Genomic DNA, 25164 nt, shown 5'->3' with positions numbered 1-25164 from the left:
GGCGCAACTGCGACTACATGCTCACCGCGAATGGAGGCATTCATGTATAAGTGGCCAGGAATACTTGCAATCGCCCTAGGGCTGGGTGTTGGCTCCGCCGGCACGGCTCAGGCGCAACTCGCTGCCGTCGACCCGGGGCCCTACACCGTGGCAACCGGCGGCTACCCGCTCTGGTACCAAGACCTACCCGATGGTGCGACAAGTCCGGACTCGCTGAAGCTTGAGCTGTGCCTGTCGAAGACACTCAGTTCACGGGCACCGGGTAGTTACATGTGCACCCTGCTGCCCAATCCCGGGGTGTTCGACGACACCCTGCCGATCGCCTTCCCGGCCAACTTCCCCGACGAAAGCTTCTGGATGCTGGCCGAAACCACGATTGCAGACCCGGGCAACGGCATTTCCCTGGATGTCTACGTGGCAGGCGTCGAAGCGGCTTTCGCCGGCGGTAATCCGCTGCCGGGCGACCAGCAGAGCTTCGCCCGCATCCGCATCCGCGCCAGCGTGCCGGTGGCCGGCCACTACAAGGTGATCCATCCCTATGGGGTCGATGAGTTCGACGTCACCACACCGGGTGGCCGGGCGATCAACATGACCCGCGATATCGGCATCGGCGCACCGGGTATTTTCACCGGCGCCCTGGCCGGCAACATCGGGCCTTTCCTGCGCCATGCCGACATTGCCGGTAATCCGCTGCCGTTCTACCAGGAGCCCAACCCGGAAACCGGGGTGCTGGAAAGCTTCGTCGGCGACCCCAACCTCAGCGAACCGGTGACCGGCAGCCCATTCGGCACCAACTTCGTGCGCATCGAAGGGCCGAACGGGCGCGTCGCGCAGACCAACGTGTTCAGCTTGTCCGGCAAGCTCTTGAGCAGCCAGGTCGGGACCAAGCTGGAAGTGGACCGCGCCAGTTACAGCCGTGATGCCGAACGCACCTGGATCTCGGTGTTTGGCACCTCGGACGTCGGCGCCAGCCTGTGCTTTCGCGAGACCCTCGACCTGGCGGGTGACCCACCCTCGCCCTGCCAGTTCGAGATGACCGCCGACGGCGTCGGCAAGTTCTTCGGCCAGGACATCGCCCCCACCAGCCTGCCGCCCTTTGTGATCGTCAGCGCAACCAATGACAGCGCCTCGACTGCGCCGAGCTCGCAGACCAAAACCCTGACCGATATCGTCAACATCAGCACCGCGCGTTATTCCTGGGACAGCAAGACCCTGACCATCGAAGCCAAATCCAGCGACGAGGTGGAGATTCCGGTGCTGGCCGCGGAAGGCTTCGGGCAACTGAGTCAGGTCGGTGGCACCACTCAGCGGCTGATCGCGGGCGATGTGGCTCAACCGCCGGCCAAGGTCACGGTGAAATCCGCCAAGGGCGGTACGGATAGCGAAATGGTCACGGTCGTCGGCAGCCCGCCGCCGGTTCCGGCCAACCTGCCGCCGGTAGCCCAGGGTGACTTGGCCAGCACCACCGCCGGTGTGCCAGTGACGCTCAACGTCCTGGCCAACGACAGTGATCCGGACGGCAACCTGCCGCTGACCCTGGACCTGGCCAACCTGACGCAACCGGCGGCGGGGACCGGCAGTGTCGCGGCCAACGGAACCACTTCGCTGATCTACACCCCGCCGCTGGCGAGCGAGGTCACCGCGCCGTTGACCGCGACCTTCACCTACCAGACCAAGGACGCCCTCGGCGGCCTGTCGGCTCCGGCCACCGTGACGGTAGCGGTGGCTCCCAACCAGGCGCCGATTGCGGTCAACGACACGGGCAACACCACCGCCGGCGTGCCGCTGACCCTCGACGTGCTGGTCAACGACAGCGATCCGGACGGCAATGTGCCCCTGGCCGTGGATGCCGCCAGCCTGAGCGCGATCCCGGCCGCGCAAGGCAGCCTCAGCACCGATGGCAGCACGGTGACCTATACCCCGCCGGCCACGGTCGCCACCACGTTCAGCGTGAGCTTCACCTATCGCGCCCTGGATACTGTGGGTGGCTTGTCGACTCCGCCGGCGACGGTGACCGTGACGGTCGCCCCGTCCCCGGTGATCGCCGACACCGTGACGATCACCACGGCCACGCTTAGGGCGAAAACCAACAGCCGCTTCGAGTGGCAGGTGAGCGGTACCACTTCGCGGCCAGCGGGCAACACCATGCGCATCGAAGTGACCACTACCAATGGCCTGGCGCTGCTCGGCAACGCCGTGCCGGCCGCCAACGGCCGCTGGAGTCTGAAGGTGAACAACAACGGGGCCATCGTGCCGAGCGCCACCCCCAGCGCCCGGGTGACCTCAACCTTCGGCACAGTGCGCACCGCGCCGGTCACCAACCGCTAGGGAGGGAGCCAAGCGCCGCCCGCAGGCCAACCGGCTTGCGGGCGGCGTTTGCTTTTGGCGTGGCCGGATTTGTAGGAGCCAGCTGGCTGGCGATCCGCCAACAGACGCTGCAGCTTTGTGGGTTAGCCGCGCAGCGGCGTAACCCACCGGCGCTGCCGCCAGAGACATAGGCGTCCAGCAGGCTTGGCGGGTTACGCCTCCGGCTAACCCACCCTACGAATCGGGATATCTTGAGCCCGCTGGCACGTCGGCCAAGATCGTGAACAGGCGCTAAGCGGCACAGCGCCTTGCCTGTTAGCGGGTTGAGGCGTTCTGCATGGGCGGTATGTCCTGCAACTGTTGCGCGTCCCAGCCGCCACCGAGGGCGGCGATCAGCTGCACGCTGGCGGTCAATCGGCTGCCTTGTAGGGTGAGCAGGTTGCGCTCGTTGGACAGCGCGCTGGTCTGCACATTGACCACGCTGTTGTAGTCGACCGTGCCGGCCTTGTACTGGTTTTCGATCAACCGCAGCGACTCGCGGGCGGCGTCCAGCGCCTCGCCCTGGACCGTGCTTTCGCGCTCGAACACCTCAAGCTGGACGAGGAAGTCCTCGACCTCGCGGAAGCCGTCGAGCACGGTCTGGCGGTAGTCGGCGACGGTCTGGTCGTAGCTGGCCTCGGCCTGCTCGACCCGCGAGCGGATGATGCCGCCGTCGAACAGGGTCATGGCGAACGCCGGGCCGATCGACCAGAAGCGGTTGGGGGCGCTGATCCAGTCGTTGAGGCTGCCGCTGCGGTAGCCGCCGCTGGCCGACAGGGTCAGATCCGGATAGTAGGCGGCCTGCTCCACGCCGATGTCGGCATTGGCGGCCTTGACCCGGCGTTCGGCGCCGGCGATGTCCGGGCGCCGCTCGAGCAGCGCCGAAGGCACGCCGACCGGCACCGCCGGCAGGGCCGGCACCTGGTCGACCTCGGCCAGCGCGAAGTCGGCCGGCGGCACACCGATCAGCACGGCGATGGCATGCTCCAGCTGGGCGCGCTGGTATTCCAGATCGATGGCCTGCGCCTCGGTGCTTTTCAGCTGGGTGCGCGCCTGGGTGACGTCGGACTTCGGCACGATGCCGGCGTTGTACTGGTTTTCGGTGAGTTTCAGCGAGCGCCGATAGGCGTTGGCCGTGTCGTCGAGCAGGCGCTTCTGCTCATCCAGCACCCGCAATTGCAGGTAGCTCTGCACCAGTTCGGACTGCAGGCTCAGGCGTACCCCGGCGAGATCGGTGGCGCTGGCATCCATGCTCGCGGTTTCGGCCTCCAGCTGGCGGCGCAGCTTGCCCCACAGGTCCAACTCCCAGCTCACCGACAGGCTGGTGTCATAGCTCTTCGACACCCGCGCGGCATTCGAGCCGCTGACACTGACGCCATCGCCGGTGCTGATGGTGTTGCTGCCGCCACCCTGCCCCGCGCGGCTGACGCCGGCCTGGGCACCGACGGTGGGGAAGAACGCCGCGCGCGCCCCGCGCGTCAAGGCGCGGGCCTGGCGGTACTGGGCCTCGGCACTGGCCAGGCTCTGGTTGTTGGCGTTCAGGCGCTCGACCAACTGGTTCAGCTGGGCATCGCCATACAGCTGCCACCAGTTGCCGCGCTGCAAGACATCGGCCGGCGCCGCCGCCTTCCAGCCGGCGGCTTGCTTGAAGGCCGCCGGGCTGTCGGTTTGCGGGCGCTGGTAGTCGGGGCCGACGGCGCAGGCAGTGAGGGTTGCGATGGCAACGGCCAAAGACAAAGGTTTCAACAACCGCTGTGAAACCGTCGTGAGCGCAGGAGAGACAAGGCGAAAACCGGCGAAGAAGCGCAGTTTACCGAGTGTAAATGAGCATTCTGAGCCGGCTTTCAACGCAGTATCTCCAAGCGCAACAGGTTTCATAGTGGTTGTCATAAAGGAGTTTCCAAGGCGGCATCCGTACGCACGCCGCGCCAGTGATTGAAGCGGTGGCGCAGGCGGTCGAGGTAGAGGTAGACCACCGGGGTGGTGTAGAGGGTGAGGATCTGGCTGAGGATCAAGCCGCCGACGATGGTGATGCCCAATGGCTGGCGCATTTCCGCGCCCTCGGCGCCGCCGATCAGCAGCGGTACGGCGCCGAGAATGGCCGCCAGGGTGGTCATCAGGATCGGCCGCAGGCGCTGCAGGCAGGCCTGGCGGATCGAGTCGCTGGGCGACAGGCCGTTCTCGCGCTCGAGTTGCAGGGCCAGGTCGATCATCAGGATGGCGTTCTTCTTGACGATGCCGATCAGCAGGAACAGGCCGAGCAGCGAGATCAGGCTGAACTGCCCACGCACCAGGAGGATCGCCAGCAGCGCCCCGACCCCGGCGGACGGCAGCGTGGAGAGAATGGTCAGCGGGTGGATGTAGCTCTCGTAGAGGATGCCCAGCACCAGATAGACCAGCACCAGGGCGCCGAGGATCATCCACGGCTGGTTCTTCTGGGTGCTCTGGAAGGCATCGCCGGCACCGCCGAGGCGGCCGATCACCTCGGTCGGCAGGCCGACGGCAGCGACCGCGCGGTTGATGGCGACGGTCGCCTGCTCGAGGCTGACACCCGGCGCCAGGTCGAAGGAGATGCTTTCCGAAGCGAACTGGCCGTCATGGTTCACCCGGTCGTCGGCCAGGCTGTATTCGTAGCGGGCGAAGGTCGACAGCGGCACGCGCTGGCCGGCGGCGGTGATCAGCTGGACCTGCTCGAGGGTGCTCGGGTCCTGGGCGTATTTCGGATTGACCTCCATCACCACCTGGTACTGGTTGAGGCTGTCATAGATGGTGGAAATCTGCCGCTGGCTGTAGGCGTTGTTGAGCACCGTGCTGACCATCGCCATGTCGACCCCCAGGCGCTTGGCCTGCTCACGGTCGATCTGCAGCGTCACCTGCTGCGCGCCGCTGCCCTCGCGGGCATCGATGGCGGTCAGTTCCGGCAACGTCTTGAGCGCGGTGGCGACTTTCGGCACCCACTCGCGCAGGGCGCTCAGCTCATCGGTCTGCAGCACGTACTGGTACTGCGAACTGTCTTGCTCGCGCGAGCCGCCGAACATCAGGTCCTGGTCGGCCATCAGCATCAGCCGGCCGCCGGGCACCTTGGGCAGGTTCTTGCGCAGCCGCTCGACCACCTTCTGGGCATCGAGGTCGCGCTCGTCGCGCGGCTTCAGGCGCACGATCATGAAGGCGTTGTTGATCCCGCCGCTGCCGCCGATGAAGCCGGCCACGCTCTCCACCGCCGGGTCCTTGAGCACCGCGCGGCGGAAGGTTTCCATCTTCGGCTGCATGACGCTGAACGACAGGCCGTCGTCGCCGCGGATGAAGCCGATCAACTGGCCGGTGTCCTGCTGCGGCAGGAAGGTCTTCGGTACCAGCACATACAGGGCGACGTTGAGGCCGATGGTCGCCAGCAGGCTCAGCAGGGTCAGGCGCGGGTGGCGCAGCACCCAGCCGAGGCTGCGGTCGTAGAACTGCACCAGGTCCTCGTGGACGCGCTCGCTCCAGCGTTGCAGGCGAGTTTCCTGGCCGGCGCGATGGGGTTTCAACCAGCGCGCGCAGAGCATCGGCGTGAGCGTCAGCGACACCAGCAGCGACACCAGGATCGCCGCCGCCAGGGTGATGGCGAACTCCTTGAACAGCTGGCCGACTATGCCGCCCATGAACAGGATGGAGACGAACACCGCCACCAGCGACAGGTTCATCGCCAGCAGGGTGAAGCCGACTTCCTGGGTGCCGCGCAAGGCCGCCTGGAACGGTTTCTCGCCGCTGTCGATGTGCCGGGCGATGTTCTCCAACACCACGATGGCGTCGTCCACCACCAGCCCGGCGGCGAGGATCAACGCCATCAGCGACAACACATTGAGGGAGAAGCCGCACAGGTACATCACCGCGAAGGTGCCGATCAGTGACACCGGCACCGCCAGCGCGGGAATCAGCGAGGCGCGCAGGTTGCCCAGCGACAGGAACACCACCACTATCACCAGCGCCACGGCGATCAGCAGCGTGCGCTCGGCCTCGTGCAGGGTGGCGCGGATCACCGGCGAGCGGTCCATGGCCAGGTCCAGCTTGACGCTGGCCGGCAACACCGCCTGCAGGGCCGGCAGCTGCGCCTTGATCGCCTCGATGGTTTCGATGATGTTGGCGCCGGACTGGCGGTTGATGACCAGCAGCACGGCGGAATCGTCGTTGAAGAAGCCGCTGTTGTAGCGATCCTCCACCGCGTCGCGGACCTTGGCCACATCGCTCAGGCGCAAGGAAGCGCCGTCCTGATAGCGGATGATCAGCGGCTGATAATCCTTGGCCCGCTCCAGTTGGTCGTTGGCCTGCACCTGCCATTGCCGCTCGGCATCTTCGACCACGCCCTTGGGCCGGCGCACGTTGGCGTTGCTGATGGCCGTGCGCACCTCATCGAGGCTGATGCCGTACTGATTGAGCAGCTGCGGTTCGAGCTCGACGCGCACCGCCGGCAGCGAACTGCCGCCGACCTGCACCTCACCGACGCCGCTGACCTGCGACAGGCTCTGCGCCAGGATGGTCGAAGCGAGATCGTAGAGCTGGCCCTTCTCCAGCACGTCGGAGGTCAGCGACAACACCATGATCGGTGCCTGCGACGGATTGACCTTTTTGTACGTCGGCATGCTGCGCATACCGCTGGGCAGCAGGTTGCGCGAGGCATTGATGGCCGCCTGCACGTCGCGGGCGGCGCCGTTGATCTCGCGGTCGGTCTCGAACTGCAGGATGATCCGCGTCGAGCCCTGACCGGTGCGGCTGGTCATCTGGGTGATGCCGGAGATGGTGCCGAGCGAGCGTTCCAGCGGCGTGGTGACGCTGGACGCCATGATCTCCGGGCTGGCCCCGGCGAGGTTGGCCTGCACGGTGATCACCGGGAAATCCATCTGTGGCAGCGGCGACACCGACAACAGGCCGAAGCTCAGGCCGCCGAGCAGCAGGATCGCCAGGCTCAGCAACATGGTCGCCACCGGTCGGCGGATGAAGGGCGCAGAGAGGTTCATCTAGAAGTCCCATCCGTGCACGGACAGCCCCCTCTCCCATTCATGGGAGAGGGTTGGGGAGAGGGAAAGCACTCTCGCGAGGGAACCACCCGCCCTCTCCCCCGGCCCCTCTCCCGTAAACGGGCGAGGGGAGGAAAAGCAGCTCGGCGCGCTCATACCACCACCTCTTCACCCTCTTCTTCCTTCCGCCCGAAACGCCGCGCCAGACGGTCGAAGTACAGGTAGATCACCGGCGTGGTGAACAGCGTCAGCACCTGGCTGACCAGCAACCCGCCGACCATCACCAGGCCCAGCGGCTGGCGCAGCTCGGCGCCGGAGCCGGTGGCGAGCATTAGCGGAATGGCGCCGAACAGCGCCGCCAGGGTGGTCATCAGGATCGGCCGGAAGCGCAGCAACGCGGCCTGGTAGATCGCATCGTGCGGGCTCATGCCCTGGTTGCGTTCGGCCTCGAGGGCGAAGTCGATCATCATGATCGCGTTCTTCTTGACGATGCCGATCAGCAGGATGATGCCGATGATGGCGATCAGGCCCAGGTCGTTGCCGGTCAGCAACAAGGCCAGCAAGGCGCCGACCCCGGCCGAGGGCAGCGTGGAGAGGATGGTCACCGGATGGATGTAGCTCTCGTAGAGCACGCCGAGGACGATGTACATGGTCACCACCGCGGCGAGAATCAGCAGCAGGGTGCTCGACAGCGAGGCGCGGAACGCCTCGGCGGCGCCCTGGAAGCGGCTCTGCACGCCCTCCGGCATGCCGATGTCGCGCTGGGTCTGCTCGATGATCGCCACCGCCTCGCCGAGCGACACGCCGTCCGCCAGGTTGAACGACAGGTTGACCGCCGGGAACTGGCCGATGTGGTTGATCACCAGCTCGGCATTGCGCTCCTCGACCCGCGCCAGGCTGGACAGCGGCACCTGAGTGCCGGCGCTGGTGGCGACGTGGATCTGCCCCAGCGCCTGCGGGCCGATCTGCTCGCCATCGCGAGATTGCAGGACCACGCGGTACTGACTGGCCTGGGTGAAGATGGTCGAGATCTGCCGCTGGCCGAAGGCGTCGTACAGCGCGTCGGTGATGCTCGAGACGTTGACGCCGAGGCGCCCGGCGAGGTCGCGGTCGATGTTCAGGTACACCTGCAGGCCCTTGTCCTGCAGGTCGCTGGCGACATCGCGCAGCTCCGGCTTCTGACGCAGCGCCTCGACCAGCTTGTGCGTCCACTCGCCCAGCAAGTCGGCGTCCGGCGACTCCAGGCTGAACTGGAACTGGGTGCGGCTGACCCGATCCTCGATGGTCAGGTCCTGCACCGGCTGGAGGAACAGGCGGATATCGCTGAGCTGGTCCAGTCGTGGCTGCAGGCGCGCGATCACCTCGCTGGCGCTTTCGTCGCGTTCACCGTGTGGCTTGAGATTGATCAGCAGACGACCGCTGTTGAGCGTGACGTTGTCGCCATCGACGCCTATGTAGGAACTCAGGCTATCCACCGCCGGGTCCTTGAGGATGATCGCCGCCAGTTCCTGCTGGCGCGCGCTCATGGCGCGGAACGACACCGCCTGCGGTGCCTCGGAGATGCCCTGGATCAGGCCGGTGTCCTGCACCGGGAAGAAGCCCTTGGGCACCGCCAGGTAGAGCACCACGGTGAGGCCGAGGGTGGCGATGGCGACCAGCAGGGTCAGCGGCTGATGGCGCAGCACCCACTGCAGAGCGCGACCGTAGGCGGCGATCATGCCGTCGATGAAGGCGCCGCTGGCGCGGTAGAACCGCCCCTGCTCGGCCTCTTGCGGCTCGCGCTTGAGCAGGCGTGCGCACATCATCGGCGTCAGGGTCAGCGACACTACCAGGGAAATCAGGATCGCCACCGCCAGGGTGATGGCGAACTCGCGGAACAGCCGGCCGACCACATCGGCCATGAACAGCAGCGGAATCAGCACGGCGATCAGCGAGAAGGTCAGCGAGATCAGGGTGAAGCCGATCTGCCTGGCCCCCTTGAGCGCCGCCTGCAGCGGCGTGTCCCCCGCCTCCAGGTGCCGGGCGATGTTCTCCAGCATGACGATGGCGTCGTCGACCACGAAGCCGGTGGCGATGGTCAGCGCCATCAGCGTCAGGTTGTTGACCGAGAAGCCGGCCAGGTACATCACGGCGAAGGTGCCGACCAACGACAACGGCACGGCGATCGACGGAATGATGGTGGCCGACAGCTTGCGCAGGAACAGGAAGGTCACCATTACCACCAGGGCGACGGACAGCAGCAGCTCGTACTGCACGTCGCGCACCGAGGCGCGAATGGTCTGGGTGCGATCGCTGAGCACGGTGACGTCGAGGCCGGCGGGCATGGTCGAGGTGATCTTCGGCAGCAGCGCCTGGATGCGGTCGACCACTTCGATGACGTTGGCACCCGGCTGGCGCTGGATGTTGATCAGCACGGCCTGGTTCTGGTTGGCCCAGGCGGCCAGGCGTTCGTCCTCGGCGCCATCGATGATGGTGGCGACGTCCTTCAGGCGCAGCGCGGCGCCGTTGTTGTAGGCGAGGATCAGTTCTTCGTATTCCGCCGGGGATTTCAGCTGGTCGTTAGCATCCAGCATCGACACCCGCGTCGGGCCGTCGAAGTTGCCCTTCGGCTGATTGACGTTGGCGCTGCCGATCAGCGTGCGCACGTCGGACAGGTTGAGGCCGTTGGCCGCCAGGGCTTCCGGATTGACGCGGATGCGCACCGCCTGGCGCTGACCGCCGGCCAGGCTGACCATGCCGACGCCGCTGATCTGCGCCAGTTTCTGCGCCATGCGCGTATCGACCAGGTCGTGCAGCTTGGGCAGCGGCATGGTCTTGGAGCTGATCGCCACGGTCAGCACCGGCGTGTCGGCCGGGTTGACCTTGTTGTACACCGGCGGCGCCGGTAGATCCTTGGGCAACAGATTGCTGGCCGCGTTGATCGCCGCCTGCACCTCCTGCTCGGCGACATCCAGGCCCATCTCCAGGGCGAACCGCAGGGTGATCACCGAGGCGCCACCCGAGCTGGTCGAGGACATCTGCGCCAGCCCCGGCATCTGCCCGAACTGGCGTTCCAGCGGCGCGGTCACCGCACTGGTCATCACCTCCGGGCTGGCGCCGGGATACAGGGTGAGCACGCGGATGGTCGGGTAATCCACTTGTGGCAGCGCCGCCACCGGCAACAGCCGGTAGGCGATCAGGCCGGCGAGGAGGATCGCCAGCATGCTCAGGGTGGTGGCGACCGGGCGGAGGATGAACAGCCGGGACAGGTTCATACGCCGGCTTTTGCCGCTTTGGCCGTGTTCGGCTGCTCGACGGCGCTACCGTCGCCGTGCAGCTGCTCGCTCGGCGTGGCCGGCACGGCATCGCTGTCGTGCACCACCTCCACGTCGCTGCCGTCGCGCAGGCGATCGGTGCCTTCCAGCACCACCCGCTCGCCGGGCTTCAACCCGGCGGTGATCACCGTGCGCGCGCCATCGTTGGGGCCGACCTGCAACGGGCGCATCTTCACCTTCTTGTCGCCATCGAGCACATAGACGAACGAGCCGCTATTACCGAACTGCACCGCCGCCGTGGGCACCAGTACGACATCCTTGAGGGTGTTGGCGCGCAGGCGCACGTTGACGAACTGGTTGGGGAACAGGCTTTCCTTGTCGTTGGCGAAACGCGCCTTGAGCTTGAGGGTGCCGGTGGTGGTGTCGATCTGGTTGTCCAGGCTGTGCAGCACACCCTCGGCCTGCAGGCGGCTGTCGCCGCGATCCCAGGCCTCGACCACCATCGGCAGGCCGCTGCGGTAGTGCTCGATCACGTCCGGCAGGTCGCGCTCGGGCAGGGTGAAACTGACACTGATCGGTTGGGTCTGGGTGATCACCACCAGCGGCGTGGTGTCGCCGGAGCTGACCAGGTTGCCGACATCCACCTGGCGTAGGCCCAGACGCCCGGAAATCGGCGCCTTGACCTGGGTGAATTCGAGGTTCAGACGCGCCTGGGCCACCTCGGCCTGGTTGCCCTTGATGGTGCCGCGATACTGGTTGACCAGCGCCTGCTGGGTATCGAGGGTCTGCTTGGCGATGCTGTCCTCGGCATACAGGCCCTGGTAGCGCTTGAGGTCCAGCTCGGCGTTGGTCAGCTGCGCCTGGTTCTCCTGCAGCGTACCTTCGGCCTGTTGCAGGGCGACCTGGAAGGGGCGCGGGTCGATCTGCGCGAGAACGCTACCGGCCTTGACCATTTGCCCTTCCTCGACCAGCAGCTTGACCAGCTGGCCGTCTACGCGGCCGCGGACATTGACGGTATTCAGCGCCGTCACCGTGCCCAGCGCCTTGTAGTAGACCGGGAAATCCCCCGCGCTGGCGGCGGCCACGCGCACCGGCGTCGGACCAGCGCTGAAACCGCCGAATCCGGGCGGGCCACCACGCCGACCACCACCGGCCGGCTGGGTCAGGGAGCCCTGCTCCGGCTTGGCACGGCTACCCTCCTCGCTCTTCGAGGCCGGCCATTGCCACCAGACCAGCGCGGCGACAGCAATCACGCCTAAGCCGAGGATCTTCCAGCGACGGGAGGAACGGGAAGCAGGGGTATTCAGGGAGCGATCGGCCATGATGCACAGTCAATGTCTTGGGGAGACTGCACGATAAGCACTGGCGGCCTCCAAGCAAAGCCTCTTTACCGGCCTTTTACCTTGCACTTACGCTTCTAAACCCATGACCCGCAAATAAAAAGTTGAGTGTTGAGCACCGCTTCCCAAGGGCGGGTTAGCCGCGTAGCGGCGTAACCCAGCGGCGCGGTCGCCCTGGACACCGGTGTCCGACAGGGTTGGTGGGTTACGCCTACGGCTAACCGACCCTACGAATCATCACGCACTTACGCTTCTAAGCCCATGACGCACAAATAAAAACGGCCTGACTAAGCAGGCCGTTTTTAATATTGCCGGGTATTACTTGGTGAGCGCCGCAGTGGCTGCTTCGTAATTCGGCTCGTTGGCGATCTCGCCGACCAGCTCGCTGTGCAGCACCTTGTCGTGCTCGTCCAGCACCACCACGGCACGGGCGGCGACCCCGGCCAGCGGGCCATTGGCGATGGCCACGCCATAGTTCTTGAGGAACTCGGCGCCGCGCATGGTCGACAGGTTCACCACGTTATCCAGGCCTTCGGCGCCACAGAAGCGCGCCTGAGCGAACGGCAGATCGGCGGAGATGCACAGCACCACGGTGTTGGCCAGCTTGCTGGTTTCGGCGTTGAACTTGCGCACCGAGGTGGCGCAGGTCGGGGTATCAATGCTGGGGAAAATGTTCAGCACCTTGCGCTTGCCGGCCAGGCTGGCCAGGGTCACGTCGCCCAGGTCTTTGCCGACCAGGCTGAATGCCGGGGCTTGTTGGCCAACTTTCGGCAGCTCGCCGTCGACTTGGATCGGGTTGCCTTTGAGGGTCACTTGAGACATGGAAGGAGTCCTTCTTGTTGGGTGGGAGGAGTAGGCGGGAAAGTTAAGCACGCATGGGCAGAAATGTCCTGACCTTATGGTCAATTGTATACATTTTCTCGGGCCGACTGGCGCAACTCAGCCTATCCAGCTGCCCTCGCGGCCAATCCCCCGCGCAACGATTAGCCCTCACCATGACCGCATGGGTATCGCTGCGCTCGACCCATCCTACGGCCGCTGCAGGAACCGGCACGCGATCAGAAATCGCGTTTGTAGAACAGATCCAGCGAGCTGGCCAAGCCGCTGGCGGCTTCCAGATAGAGCCGGCGGGTCAGCTCGTAGCGCAGGGCGACGGTGCTGGCCGGCTCGAACACGCCGACCCCGTAGCGCAGGCTCAGGCGCTCGGACAGCTTGCCGCTGGCGACCACGCTGGTGCTCTGGCCGGCACCGCTGGTGTCGAGCTGGAAGTCGCTGATACCGAGGCGCTGGGCCAGGCTGCCGGTGACCGACGAACTGCCGGCCAGGCCCAGGCCCAGCGCCGCCTGCGCCAGCAGGTTGCTGTCCTCGCCGGTACCACCCAGCGGGCGGCCGAGCACCAGGTAGGACAACGCCTGCTCCTCACTCATCGCCGGCTCGGCGAACACCTGGGTGCGCGGCTGCGCGGCGCTGCCGCTGATGCGCAGGCCGGCGACCACCTCGTCGACGCGGCGGATCGCCTCGACATCCAGGTACGGCTGGTCGATCGGCCCGGTGAACAGCAGGCGCGCGCGGCGGATCTGCAGGCGCTGGCCATAGGCACGGTAGAGGCCATTGTTGAGATCCAGCTCGCCGCGGGTGTCGAGGTTGTCGCCGATCTTCAAGCGCCCGGCCAATTCGGCATTCAGGCCAAAGCCGCTGAAGCTCAGCTTGTCGCTACCGACCTCGACGTCGAGGTCCATCGCCATGCCCAGCGCTTGTCGTTCCTCCTGCTGACGGCCGACCACCACCGCATCGTCGGATACTTTTACCGTCGAGGGCGGCAACTGGCGAATCTCGATCGTGCCGCGCGGTACCTGCACCTGGCCGGCAATCGCCAACCGCCCTTCGGCCAGCCGCGCCACCAGATTCGGTTCGACTTCGAGGTTGGCATAGGGCTCGACGCTGACCGGCAGCCGCTCGCCGCGCACCTGCAAGTCGCCTTCCATGGCCTGCGCCCAGTTCAGTTGCCCGCTCAGGCTGCCCTTACCCTGCTCACCACTGCGCCAGTTGCCCCGCAATTGCAGGCTTTCGCCGGCGATCTGCGCCTGCACCTCGAGCTGCTCGAAACGGGTCGGCAGCTGCGGCCCACTGATCTCGCCGCCGCTCAGGCTCAGGTTGCCGTCGATACGCGGGGCCAGCAGGCCGCCGCTGATCCGGCCGCTGCCGCTCAGGCGCCCGGCCAAATGCTCGACCATCGGCAGGAAGGGTCGCGCCACCGCCAGGTCGACGCCGCTCAGACGGAATTCGCCGGCCAGCGGCTTGCTCGCCGGGCGCGGATCGAGCCGGGCTTGCAGTGAGAGCTCGCCGAGCGGTCCCCCTTGGAACTGCAGCAGACTGTCGATGCGCTGCGGCCGCAGGCTGCTTTCCAATGCCAGACGGCTGTACGGGAAGCTCAGCCATTGGCCCTGCTCGCGCACGCGCAGGTTGCCGCTGCCGGCATCCACCCGCACCTGGCCGTTGGGGCCGCTGGCCGGCAGATCGAGCTGCAGGTCGGCGGAGAGCTGGCCGTCCCAGGCGAAGTCGTCCGGCAGCCAGGGGCCCAGACTGGCCAGCGGAAAGTCGCGCAGGCGGTAACGCAGACGCGGTTCGGGCAGTAGTTTTGCGTCCTCGCCGCACAGGCTGGCGGCGCCGGACACCCAGCAATTGGCGCCGAGGTTGAGACGGCCATCGGCCAGCCGCTCCAGCCGCGCCGCCTGCTGCAGGCGCCAGTCCTGCCCGCCGGCCTGCAGTTCGCCGCGCGCCAGGCGCCCGCGCCAGTTCCAGCCGCTCGGCAGCTGCTCGAGGGCGCCGTCGAAGCCGAGTTCGGCTTGCAGCTGCGGCCCCTGCAGATCGAGGTCCAGACGCTGGCGGCGGCTATCCCCCTCGCCTTTGGCGACCAGGCTGCCGAGCTCGCTGTCACCCAGGCGGATGCCGGCGCCGGTCAGGCTCAAGCGGCCACGCTGGGCGCCATCGAGGCGGGCATTGAGCTCGAGGCGTTGCAGGCGCCGGTCGTCGAGTGCCAAGCCTTGCCCTTGCAGCGTCAGCTGGCCCTGCGGCGCCTGCAGCGTGCCGGCCAGGTCGAGACGACCGTCGAGCCGGCCCTGCAGGCCGGGCCAGAGCTGGCCCAGGCGCGGCATGGCCAGTTGCAGTTGCCCCTGCAGGCGCTGATCGAGCGCGCCGTTGCCGTGGATGCGGTTGTCGCCCAGGCGCAGGTCCAGCTGCTCGAACTTCCAGGCGCTGTCGGCGCCGGCCCCCTGCAACTGCAGCAGCGCCGGTTGGCCACGCAGGCGCCCCTTGAGGTTGAGGTCGGCATTCAGGCGCAGTTGCTCGTCGCGCCATTCGCCCTGGCTGCGTAGCGTGCCGGCCAGTTCGCCGGGCAGCTCTTTCAGCCAGTAGGAAGGGTCGAGGGCGCTGAGATCGAGCGCGGCGCCCCAGGCCAGCCCCTCGGCGAAGCGCAGGCTGAGCTGGCCTTCGGCCTTGCCCTGGCCGGCCTGCAGCTGCAGCGAAGGCAGGTGCACCTGCTGCAGATCGCCGCTGACCGGGCTTTGCACGCTGAAGGCGCCAGCCGGGCCGTCGAGCGCGGCATCGAAATTGCCCAGGTAGTTGCCATCGCGGTACTGCAACTCCGCTTTCAGGCGACGCAGCGCCACAGGCGGTTCCTGCTCCACGGGGTACAGGCGCTGCCAGGGAAAGTCCTGCCAGCGTAGGCGGCTGTCTGCGGCGAAGCCATCCTGCCAGTCCAACCGACCTTCCAGCGTCGCCTGCCGATCCTGGCCGGCGTCCAGGCGCAGCGCGGCGATATCGGCGCCCTGCGCATCCACCCGCCCCTGCAACTGCAGCGCCACGGCACCGCCCTCGCCCGGCAGGCTGGCGCTGCCGCGGACCTGATAGCCGTCCTTGAGATCGCCGCTGGCGTTCAATTGCACCTGGTCGAGACGCAGGGTATCCGGCAATTCGCGGGTGGCCTTGAAGCCCTCGGTGCTGAGCTGGGCGCTGGCCGGCAGGTGCTCGGCCAGCGGCTGCACCTCGCCGATCAGGCGACCGGCCAGATAACCGCTGCTGTCTGCCGTCAGCTGCAGGCTGCGCTGCAGCTCGCCGCGTGCCTGCAAAGCCAGGCGCCAGGGTTGCTGCTCCGGCGCCGGCAGGTCGAGCGTACCCTGCGCCTCGAGCGGCCAGTCGCCCTCGGGCTTGAGCTTGCCGGTCAGGGCGAGGGCCAGATCGCCCTGGCGCAGGCTCAGGCGCTCGATCGCCAGGCCGTCGCCAGCCCAGTGCGCGCGCAGTTGCAGTTCGCGCAGTTGCTCCGCGCCATCCAGCGTCAGGCTGCCGACCCGCACCTCGCCCAGCTCGATGGCCAACGGCAGGCGCAGCGCGGGCAGGCTGAGCGGCGTGTCATCGCGCTCTGCGCCGGGCGGAAAAACCAGGCGCACCTGCTCCGCCTCGACTCGCTCCAGGCACAGGGTCAGACGCAGCAGGCAAGCCGGCGACCACTCGAAGCGCGGCGCCAGCAGCTCAAGCTGTTGGCCGTCCTGCTGCCAGAGCAAGCGTTCGGCCTGCCAGCGCCCGCCCAGGCGGCCATCGAAGCCGTCCACCTGCACGCCTGGCATCCAGCCCAGCAACCAGCGGCTGCCCGTGCTGGTGCCGAGCAGCAACGCAACGGCCAGCGGCAGCGCCAGAAGTAGCGCCAACAAAGTGAAGGCGATGCGTTTGCGCCTCATAATTCCGGCCCCATGGAAAAGTGCAGGCGCAAGCCACCGTCGCCGTCCAGCGCGCGGGCCAGGTCGAGGCGCAGTGGCCCCACCGGCGAGACCCAGCGCAGGCCCATGCCGACGCCGGTCTTGAGGGTGGGAATTTCCAGCGAGTCGAAGGCGTTGCCCTGGTCGACGAAGGTCGCCACCCGCCACTTCTCGGCGATGGCGTACTGGTACTCGACGCTGCCAGCGACCATATAGCGGCCGCCGACCCGGTCACCCTCGTTATCCTGCGGCGACAGCGACTGGTAGTCGTAGCCGCGCACGCTCTGGTCGCCACCGGCGTAGTAGCGCAGCGACGGCGGGATCGAATCGTAGTCGGTGGTTTCGGTGCCGCCCAGTTGCAGGCGGCCGAGCAGGCGGTGGCGCTGCCACAGGGTAGTCAGGCCCTTGAGCATGACGTTGCCGTGCACCACGTCGGCATCCGACAGCAGCCCCTTCTTCGCCACCGCCACATCGAACTGCAGGCGATAGCCGTTGTGCGGGTCGAGGCGGTTGTCGCTCTGCAGGTAGGCGTAGCTGACGCCCGGCAGCAACAGGTTGCTCAGACCGGAGTCGTCGCCCAGGCGGAATTCCTCGCGCTGCCACTTCAGCGACAGCACCTGCTGCCAGCCGCCGTCCGTGCGGTGGTGCCACTCCGGGCCGAGCTTGAGCAGCTTGCTCAGGCTGTCGGTATCGGCGATCTCTTCGTACTGGTAGCCGCCGGCGAAGCGCAACTTGTCGGTCAGCGGCGGATCGAGCGGGATGTCGTACCACAGGCCGACGTTCTGCCGCGGCGCCGACAGTTCGCTCTCGAAGCCGTAGCTGTGGCCCTGCGGATTGGCCCAGTGACGCGTCCAGTTGAAGCGCCCGCGCGGGCCGACGTCGGTGGAGAAACCACCGCCGAGGCCAAAGGTGCGCGGCTTGCGGGTGGTCAGCTGGACATCCACCGGGATTGCTTCGGCGCTGGCCTGGGCCGGCACCGCGTCGACCCGCACGCTGTCGAAATAGCCGCTGCCCTGCAGCGACTGGTAGAGGTCGGCGATCAGTTCCGAGTCGTAGGGCGTGCCGGGCTGGAACGGCACCATGCGTTGCAGCAGTTCTTCGTCGAACGGCGCGTCGCCAGCGAACTTCACCGCGCCGAGCCGGTAGCGCGGGCCGCTGTCATAGACCAGTTCGATATCGGCGACGCCGGCTGGCGGGTCGACGCTCAGGCGCTGGCGGGTGAACTGGCCGCGGAAGAAGCCGTAGCGCGACGCCTGGTTCTGGATTAGCCGTTTGGCGTCCTCGTAGCTGCCGTGGTTGAGCTGCGCACCGGGCTTGAGCTGGGCGCTGTGCGGCAGGCTGAAGCCCTTGAGCCGGGTCGCCGGGCCTTCGATACGCACCGTCACCTCGCGCAAGCGCACCGGCTCGCCGGGTTCGACATGCAGAATCAGCCGCGCTGGCTTGCCGGCTTCGACCGTCTTCACTTCGCTGTCGATCCGCGCCTGGTAATAGCCCAGCGCTTCGGCGGCCTGCCGTGCCTGCACCTCGGCGCTGCGGCGCAGGCGTTGCAGCGCCGCCTCGTCAGGTGCGGCGAGGTTGCCGACGTAGCCTTCCACATTGCTTTTCAGCGCGGCGTTGCGCGGCTCGATGCGCACGTCCAATTGGCCTTGCGCCAGTGCGGTGGAGGCGACGACCAGCAGCATCAGGACCGTCGCAATCTTTCCTTGGAAACTCATGGGCGCGGATGCTAGCACGGCGGCGGCCGCTGGCTAGAGCGGTCCGCCGCAGAGCGCGGAGTCGTCAATCGGGTTGAGCGCAGGCCCCAACCCAAGCTATGCGCTGGCCAGCGCCGCCGGGCGCGGGTTGGGATGGAAGAACACGTGCTCACGGATCGGCCCGACCGCCACCTCGCCGATTTCCTCGTAGCCCTGGCGGGCATAGAAGTCCAGATAGCGCGGGTTGCCGGTATCCAGCACCACGCCTTGCGAGCCGGTGTCCTCGGCGCACCAGTCGTGCAGGGCGGTGAGCAGCTGCTCGCCGAGGTGATGGCCCTGGAACTCCGGATGCACGCCGAGCAGCGGCAGCACGTGGTACGGCCCAGGCGGCAGGCAGGCGAGCACGGCGTCGTGGTATTCCAGATAGCGTTTGGTGCAGCGGAAACCGGTGGTCAGCAACATGCGCAAACGCCAACCCCAGCTCTCGGTGATGTCCAGACGACGTTGCGGCGGCGCTACCAGGGCGATACCGACCAGGCGGTCCTCGATCAGCAGGCCGATGGCCGGCAGCTCCTCGGCGAAATGCTGCAGCACCAGTTCACGCACGGTGGCGCGCACGCGCTGGTCATAGCCCGGACGCTCGGCCTCGAACAGGTAAGCGAAGGTCGGCTCATGGCGATAGGCGTGGTACAGCAGCGAACGCGCCTCGCGGACGAAGCTGCTATCGAGCATGCGGATTTCAACGGGAGCGCTGGGAAGATGGGAGTTCGGCATTCACGGTGACCTCTAGTTATTGTTATCGGTATTTTTTCGGCCCGCAGAGCCTGTTTCGGGTCTCGCGAGCTAGAGTCAGCCATTTTTAACGCCGTATAGCCGACGTGCAGCAGATCCGAGTCAGGTTCTCAGCCACGTTAGCACCGGGCCATGGCAGCTGCCAGGCGACTGGCCGCGTCGGAGGTGATGGGCTAGCATCGGGCTTTTCCCAGGATGGCCCGCCATGAAGATCGTTTCTTTCAATATCAATGGCCTGCGCGCCCGCCCCCATCAACTGGCGGCGCTGATCGACAAACACCAGCCGGATGTCATCGGTCTGCAGGAGACCAAGGTCAGCGATGAGCAGTTCCCCGAAGCGGAAATCCGTCAGCTCGGCTACCACGTGCACTACCACGGCCAGAAGGGTCACTACGGCGTGGCCCTGCTCTCGCGCCAGGAACCGCTGGTGCTGAACAAAGGCTTTCCCGGCGATGACGAGGAAGCGCAGCGGCGTTTCATCTGGGGCACCTTCGCCGATGCCCAGGGCAACCCGATCACCATCATGAACGGCTACTTCCCCCAGGGCGAAAGCCGCGACCATCCGACCAAGTTTCCGGCCAAGCAGCGCTTCTATACCGATCTGCAGCAGCTGCTGATCAACCAGTTCCTGCCCAGCCAGCCGCTGGTGGTGATGGGCGATATCAACATCTCGCCGGAAGACAGTGACATCGGCATCGGCGAGGTCAACCGCCTGCGCTGGCTGAAGACCGGCAAGTGCAGCTTCCTGCCGGAAGAGCGCGAATGGCTGGCGACCCTGAAGAGCTGGGGCCTGGTGGACAGCTTCCGCCACCTCAACCCGACGGTCAGCGACCGCTTCAGCTGGTTCGACTACCGCAGCCGCGGCTTCGAGGACGAACCCAAGCGCGGCCTGCGCATCGACGTGATCCTGGCCTCCGACCCGCTGCTGGCGCGGTTCAAGGACGCCGGGGTCGACTACGAGTTGCGCGCCATGGAGAAGCCCTCCGATCACGCGCCGATCTGGCTGGAGCTGAGCTAGTCACCTTCCGCACCCTAGGTTCTGTACGAAAAGTCGCCGAGCGAAGGTCAGGCAAGGCAAAAAGTGGCGAGGACGCGGAGTTTACGAGTTGTAAATGAGCAGTCCGAACCACTTTTTAACGCAGCATCACCGAGCGCAGGCAGTTTTCGTACAGAACCTAAAAAAGCCCGGCGGTATCCGAGATACCGCCGGGCTTTTTTGTTGCAGCTCATCTCCGACCGGGGAACAGTCGCTCCAGGCACACGGCATACCGCCCGCTTATGCCTTCGACGCCATCAGAGTGTTCACCGCCGTCGGGGAATATGCCAACCGCAGGGGGCGCTGCCTCGACAGCTTGCTCTCGTCGCACCGGAGAAAGCCGTTCTGCCAGAGCCGACCGCGCAGGCGTGACATCATTTCGTCACGCTCCTGTCATCTTTGCTGCTTAGCCTGCCGGCCATCGGATCACTCCAAGGACGCGCTCATGCTGCCCCCCCTCTCCCGCCGACCGGCGGATTCCTGGCCCGCCACCATCAGCTGGCTGCTGCTCGGCTTCATCTGCTACGCCCTGCCCTGGTCGGTGTTCGCCGCTCAGCCCGACGCCTCGACCACGGTGCTGCGCATTCAGGGCTCCAACACCATCGGCGCCAAACTGGGGCCGGCGCTGGTCAAGGGCCTGTTCGAGGAACGGGGACTTCGCGATATCCACATCCAGCAAGGCTCCGCAGAAAACGAACAGCGGGTCGTCGGTCGCTCGGCGGATGGCCGGGAAGTACGCATCGAAGTCGCCGCTCACGGCTCGGGCACCGGCTTCGTCGCCCTCAAGGACGGCAGCGCCGACTTGGCTGCTTCCTCGCGCCCGATCAAGGCAAGTGAAGTGCAGCAACTGGCCGCGCTCGGCGACCTGAAAAGTCGGGCCGCCGAACAGATCATCGCCCTCGACGGCCTGGCGATCATCCTGCATCCGAGCAACCCGCTGAGCACCCTGAACACCGAGCAACTGGCACGGATCTTCGCCGGTGAAGTGCGCACCTGGGAGGAAATTGGCGGCCGTGGCGGCGAGATCCACGTTTACGCGCGCGATGACAACTCCGGCACCTATGACACCTTCAAGGAACTGGTCCTGGCCGCCCACGGCAAGGTGCTGGCAGCGAATGCCAAGCGCTTTGAGTCCAGCGAGCAGCTGTCCGACTTGGTCAGCCAGGATGTCCATGGCATCGGTTTCATCGGCCTGCCCTATATCCGCCAGGCCAAGGCCGTGGCCATCGCCGATGGCGAGTCGCAGCCGCTGCCGCCCTCCACCTCGCAGATCGCCACCGAGGACTATCCGCTGTCGCGCCGGCTGTTCTTCTACGTCCTGCCCGGCCAGGCGAACCCCTGGGCCCAGGCTCTGGTGCAGTTCGCCCACAGCCCGCGTGGCCAGGCGATCGTCGAGCAGAACGGCTTCATCGCCCAGACCGTGCAGGCCATCCAGGTCACGCCGAACCCGGCAATGCCCGATGATTACCGCACACTCGCCAGCCAAGCGCGGCGGCTGTCGGTGAACTTCCGCTTTCAGGAAGGCAGCGCGACGCTGGACAACAAGGCGCAGCGCGACCTCGAGCGGGTGCTGGACTATCTGCAGAGCCACGACAAGCTGAATCAGCAGGTGGTGCTGGTCGGTTTCGGCGACCCCAAGCTCGATCCGGCCCGCGCCGCGCTGCTGTCGAAGCTGCGCGCCATGGCCGTGCGCCGCGAATTGGCCCGCCACGGGGTGGCCTTCCGCGAGATCACCGGGCTCGGCGACCGGCTGCCGGTGGCCGCCAACGACGTCGAGGATGGCCGTTTGAAGAATCGCCGGGTAGAGGTCTGGGTTTACTAGGCGAAGCAAGGGGGGAGTCAGGACATTCATCCTGATGGGTCTTGCTGCGCTCAGCGACTGGAGCATTGCCGTGCAAGAGACGCTGAGCGCTCTAGCGGGACCTGCGCCTGGCCATGACGGTCAGGCTTCAGCGCAATCGCCGCCTGATCAAAAGCAGCAGCAGCGACGCTGCAGAAAACCCTGCCCCGGCGTAGAAGGCCACCGCAGCGCCGTAAACCTGCCAGAGCCAGCCGGCAAATACGCTGGCCAGCAGCAACGCGATCCCGCTCACAAGGTTGAATAGGCCGAAGGCGGTGCCCTTGAGATCGGCAGGTGCCGTGTCCGCTACCAGGGTCGCCAAAGTGCCTTGGCTGAACCCCATGTGCAGCCCCCACAGGGCGACGCCGAGCAGAACCATGGCGACTGATTCGGCGCAGGCCAACACCAGGTCGGCCAGGATCAGCAGCAGCAAACCGGCACTCAGCAAGGCTGGGCGGCTGATGCGATCTGACCATTTCCCCACCGGGTAGGCCGAGAGCATGTAGAACCCCGCCATCACGACCATGACCAGGGGTACCCAGGTGACGGAAAACCCCAGTTGCTGCGCACGCAACACCAGAAACGCTTCGCTGAAGCGCGCCAGGGCGAAGATCGCGCCTATCCCTACGACCCACCAGTAGGCCTGCGAGAACTGGCCCAATACGTTGAGACGGATGGGCGAACGGAAATGGTGTGGCGTCGTTTCGTGGTGCGGCTCACTCACCGCGAAGAAGAGCAGTCCGACCGCCAGCAGTGCGGGAATCACTGCAAACCACAACACCAGCGCAATATCGGCGGCCAACCAAAGCATCAGCAGGATCGCCAGGATTGGCCCTAAAAAGGCACCCACGGTATCCATTGACTGACGCAACCCGAAACAGGCGCCGCGGATGGCCGGCGGGGCCACATCAGCGACTAGCGCGTCACGTGGCGCGCCGCGAATGCCCTTGCCTATCCGGTCCAGGAATCGGGCGCTAAAGACCATCTCTGCCGAGGCTGCCAGGGGAAACAACGGCTTGGTCAGCGCCGCCAGGCCGTAGCCGAGCAGCAATAATCCTTTCCGACGACCGATGAAGTCACTGATCGCCCCGGAAAAGACTTTAACGATCAGCGCAGTCGCCTCCGCCACCCCCTCGATCAGTCCGACGGTCAGCATGCTCACGCCCAGCGTGCCCACCAGAAACACGGGCAACAGGCTATGCACCAGCTCCGACGATAAATCCATGAACAGGCTGACGAATCCCAGCGCCCAGACCGTCCGTGGGATGACTTGAGTCGATGTGCCTGCCAGCACTGCCATATCTTTTACCTGGGTGTGGTTAAGCCGGAGGCTTTACGACTACGCCTTTCCGAAGGCTATGTCCCAGTGGCGTGTTGCCTGGGTCAGTGTTTTTGTAGGCGCGGATTGATCCGCGAGCAAGGGCCAAGCCCGTTCGCGAATGAATTCGCGCCTACCGCTTCGGGATGTGCTGACAGCCTGGCTGACGGGTAATGCGGCGCCCCGGCTTACGCCTGGAGCTCATCGGTAGGATGGGTTGAGCGTAGCGATACCCGTGGACTACGGTTCGTTGGGTATCGCTGCGCTCCACCCAACCCACGGTACTGCGCAGCCCGGTGGCGCAATCGCCAGCTCGCCGGTTCCGCCTGAGGACGCAATTTCTTACACCCCTGCGCTTGCCAGGGCGGCGCCGGCGCTCCTAGCCTTGGTGGAGTGGCACCGGGCCCCTCTGGCGGTGATCATTCACCGTGATGTCGGAGTCACTGTTGATTCGTCAACGTCCGACATCCAAGGAGGGGCTCAATGGAAGCTCTACACGCGTTCTTCACCGGCGAATTCCTCGGCACCGCCACTTGGCTGTGGCTGGTGTTCATCAGCATCGTCCTTGCCCTGCTGGTGCTCGACCTCGGCGTCCTGCACCGCGATCAGCACGAAATCGAAATGCGCGAAAGCCTGCTGCTGTACAGCGGCTATTTCGCCGTCGGTGTGTTGTTTGGCGTGTGGGTCTGGCATGAGCTGGGGACGCAGAGCGCGTTGGAGTTCTATACCGGCTTCCTGGTCGAGCAGTCGCTGTCGATGGACAACGTCTTCGTCATGGCGACTATCCTCGGCTTCTTCGCCATCCCCCGCCGCTATCAGCACCGCGTGCTGTTCTGGGGCATCCTCGGGGTGATCATCCTGCGCGCCATCATGATCGGCCTGGGTACGGCGCTGATTAAGGAGTTCGACTGGATCCTCTATGTGTTCGGCGCCTTCCTGCTGATCACCGGGGTGAAAATGCTGTTCAGCCAGCAAGAGGCCCATCCGGACCTGACGCAGAACCCGATGCTGCGTTTTCTGCGCCGGCATATCCGCGTCACCGACGAACTGCACGCCGGCCATTTCTTCGTGCGCCTGCGCAAGACCGGCGAGAGCCAGACGCTGCTGTACGCCACCCCGCTGTTTCTCGCCCTGGTGCTGATCGAGCTGGCCGACCTGGTGTTCGCCGTCGACAGCGTGCCGGCGGTGTTCGCCATCACCCAGGACCCGTTCATCGTCTACACCTCGAACATCTTCGCCATCCTCGGTCTACGCGCGCTGTATTTCACCCTGGCGGCGCTGATGTACCGCTTCGTCTACCTGAAATACGCCCTGGCGCTGGTGCTGATCTTCATCGGCGGGAAGATTTTCCTGCACGGCATCATCGGCAAGATTCCCGCCTGGCTCTCGCTTGGCGTAACCTTCGGCCTGCTGGCTGGCGGCGTTCTGCTATCACTGTTGAGGACGCGCGACAAAGCCGAGCAGAGCTAGCTGGAGAGTAAGAAGGCCGTGGACATGCAGGATGTGCAGATCGAATCCGTCGACAGGCGCGGCAAGCAGCTGTGGCAAGTGCGCCTCGGGCGCCGCTGCGTGACCTTCGCGCAGGAACAGGCTGCCCGCGCCTTCGCCGCCCAGTTGCACCTGCGCGTGCACTGGTTGCACCAGCAGAGCGATGACCTGGACAGCAGTGATCCCACGCCGCCCTGAGGTTCCAGACACCCGCTGCGCGTCCCGGCCTGCATCCTGGGTGCAGCATCCCTTACCCGGTGGGCGGTCAGCTCATTCCAAACCTGTAGGCGCAAACCCATTCGCGAAAGGTT

The 25164-nt window shown here is 66.1% G+C and carries 14 protein-coding genes; 5 read left to right on the top strand and 9 right to left on the bottom strand.

The genetic code is table 11. From position 1 onward, the window contains the following. Positions 1-42: 42 nt before the first annotated feature. Entirely contained in the window at positions 43-2328 is a 2286-nt protein-coding gene (locus D3880_RS11470; protein WP_119893576.1) for an Ig-like domain-containing protein, read from the top strand. Between the two features lie 294 nt (positions 2329-2622). Here the strand turns inward: D3880_RS11470 and D3880_RS11465 are convergent, their stop codons facing one another. The 8 genes from D3880_RS11465 to D3880_RS11430 all read right to left on the bottom strand — a co-directional run bounded on the left by D3880_RS11465 (position 2623) and on the right by D3880_RS11430 (position 19111). Further along, positions 2623-4083 (bottom strand): efflux transporter outer membrane subunit, encoded by a 1461-nt coding sequence (locus tag D3880_RS11465; protein ID WP_420800829.1) that lies wholly within the window; start codon positions 4081-4083, stop codon positions 2623-2625. A 149-nt stretch (positions 4084-4232) separates the two neighbouring features. Continuing rightward, positions 4233-7340, bottom strand: a complete 3108-nt coding sequence (locus D3880_RS11460) for a multidrug efflux RND transporter permease subunit (protein ID WP_119893574.1) — start codon at positions 7338-7340, stop codon at positions 4233-4235. Between the two features lie 152 nt (positions 7341-7492). Continuing rightward, positions 7493-10594 carry an MdtB/MuxB family multidrug efflux RND transporter permease subunit gene (locus D3880_RS11455; RefSeq protein ID WP_119893573.1) on the bottom strand — a complete coding sequence of 1034 codons (3102 nt, stop codon included), beginning with the start codon at positions 10592-10594 and terminating at the stop codon, positions 7493-7495. Continuing rightward, positions 10591-11916: an MdtA/MuxA family multidrug efflux RND transporter periplasmic adaptor subunit gene (locus tag D3880_RS11450; RefSeq protein ID WP_119893572.1), complete on the bottom strand. Its 1326-nt coding sequence runs from the start codon at positions 11914-11916 to the stop codon at positions 10591-10593. Before D3880_RS11450 ends, D3880_RS11455 begins: the two co-directional genes overlap by 4 nt. A gap of 336 nt (positions 11917-12252) precedes the next feature. Next, positions 12253-12756: a thiol peroxidase gene (tpx, locus tag D3880_RS11445; protein ID WP_119893571.1), complete on the bottom strand. Its 504-nt coding sequence runs from the start codon at positions 12754-12756 to the stop codon at positions 12253-12255. Positions 12757-12992: 236 nt separating this feature from the next. Beyond that, positions 12993-16667, bottom strand: coding sequence for a translocation/assembly module TamB domain-containing protein (locus D3880_RS11440; protein ID WP_119893570.1), 3675 nt, complete (start codon positions 16665-16667; stop codon positions 12993-12995). Next, positions 16664-18367: an autotransporter assembly complex protein TamA gene (locus D3880_RS11435; RefSeq protein ID WP_420800871.1), complete on the bottom strand. Its 1704-nt coding sequence runs from the start codon at positions 18365-18367 to the stop codon at positions 16664-16666. Before D3880_RS11435 ends, D3880_RS11440 begins: the two co-directional genes overlap by 4 nt. 129 nt (positions 18368-18496) lie before the next feature. Further along, positions 18497-19111 (bottom strand): GNAT family N-acetyltransferase, encoded by a 615-nt coding sequence (locus tag D3880_RS11430; RefSeq protein ID WP_420800828.1) that lies wholly within the window; start codon positions 19109-19111, stop codon positions 18497-18499. Positions 19112-19376: 265 nt separating this feature from the next. Here D3880_RS11430 and xthA point away from each other — a divergent pair, with 265 nt between their 5' ends. Further along, the gene (gene xthA, locus D3880_RS11425) at positions 19377-20189 is read left to right on the top strand and encodes an exodeoxyribonuclease III (protein WP_119893567.1); all 813 of its coding nucleotides are present in this window, start codon (positions 19377-19379) and stop codon (positions 20187-20189) included. A gap of 463 nt (positions 20190-20652) precedes the next feature. Further along, positions 20653-22029 (top strand): substrate-binding domain-containing protein, encoded by a 1377-nt coding sequence (locus D3880_RS11420; protein ID WP_119893566.1) that lies wholly within the window; start codon positions 20653-20655, stop codon positions 22027-22029. Positions 22030-22156: 127 nt separating this feature from the next. Here the strand turns inward: D3880_RS11420 and D3880_RS11415 are convergent, their stop codons facing one another. After that, entirely contained in the window at positions 22157-23347 is a 1191-nt protein-coding gene (locus D3880_RS11415) for an MFS transporter (protein WP_119893565.1), read from the bottom strand. A 501-nt stretch (positions 23348-23848) separates the two neighbouring features. Here D3880_RS11415 and D3880_RS11410 point away from each other — a divergent pair. Beyond that, positions 23849-24835: a TerC family protein gene (locus tag D3880_RS11410; protein ID WP_119893564.1), complete on the top strand. Its 987-nt coding sequence runs from the start codon at positions 23849-23851 to the stop codon at positions 24833-24835. A gap of 24 nt (positions 24836-24859) precedes the next feature. Continuing rightward, positions 24860-25051: a hypothetical protein gene (locus D3880_RS11405; RefSeq protein WP_119893563.1), complete on the top strand. Its 192-nt coding sequence runs from the start codon at positions 24860-24862 to the stop codon at positions 25049-25051. The last annotated feature ends 113 nt before the right edge of the window (positions 25052-25164 follow it).

The sequence above is a fragment of the Pseudomonas cavernae genome (genome assembly GCF_003595175.1).
GTDB classification, from domain to species: domain Bacteria; phylum Pseudomonadota; class Gammaproteobacteria; order Pseudomonadales; family Pseudomonadaceae; genus Aquipseudomonas; species Aquipseudomonas cavernae.
The sequence above is the reverse complement of the archived record's forward strand: the minus strand, read 5'-3'. Positions and strand labels throughout refer to the sequence as shown.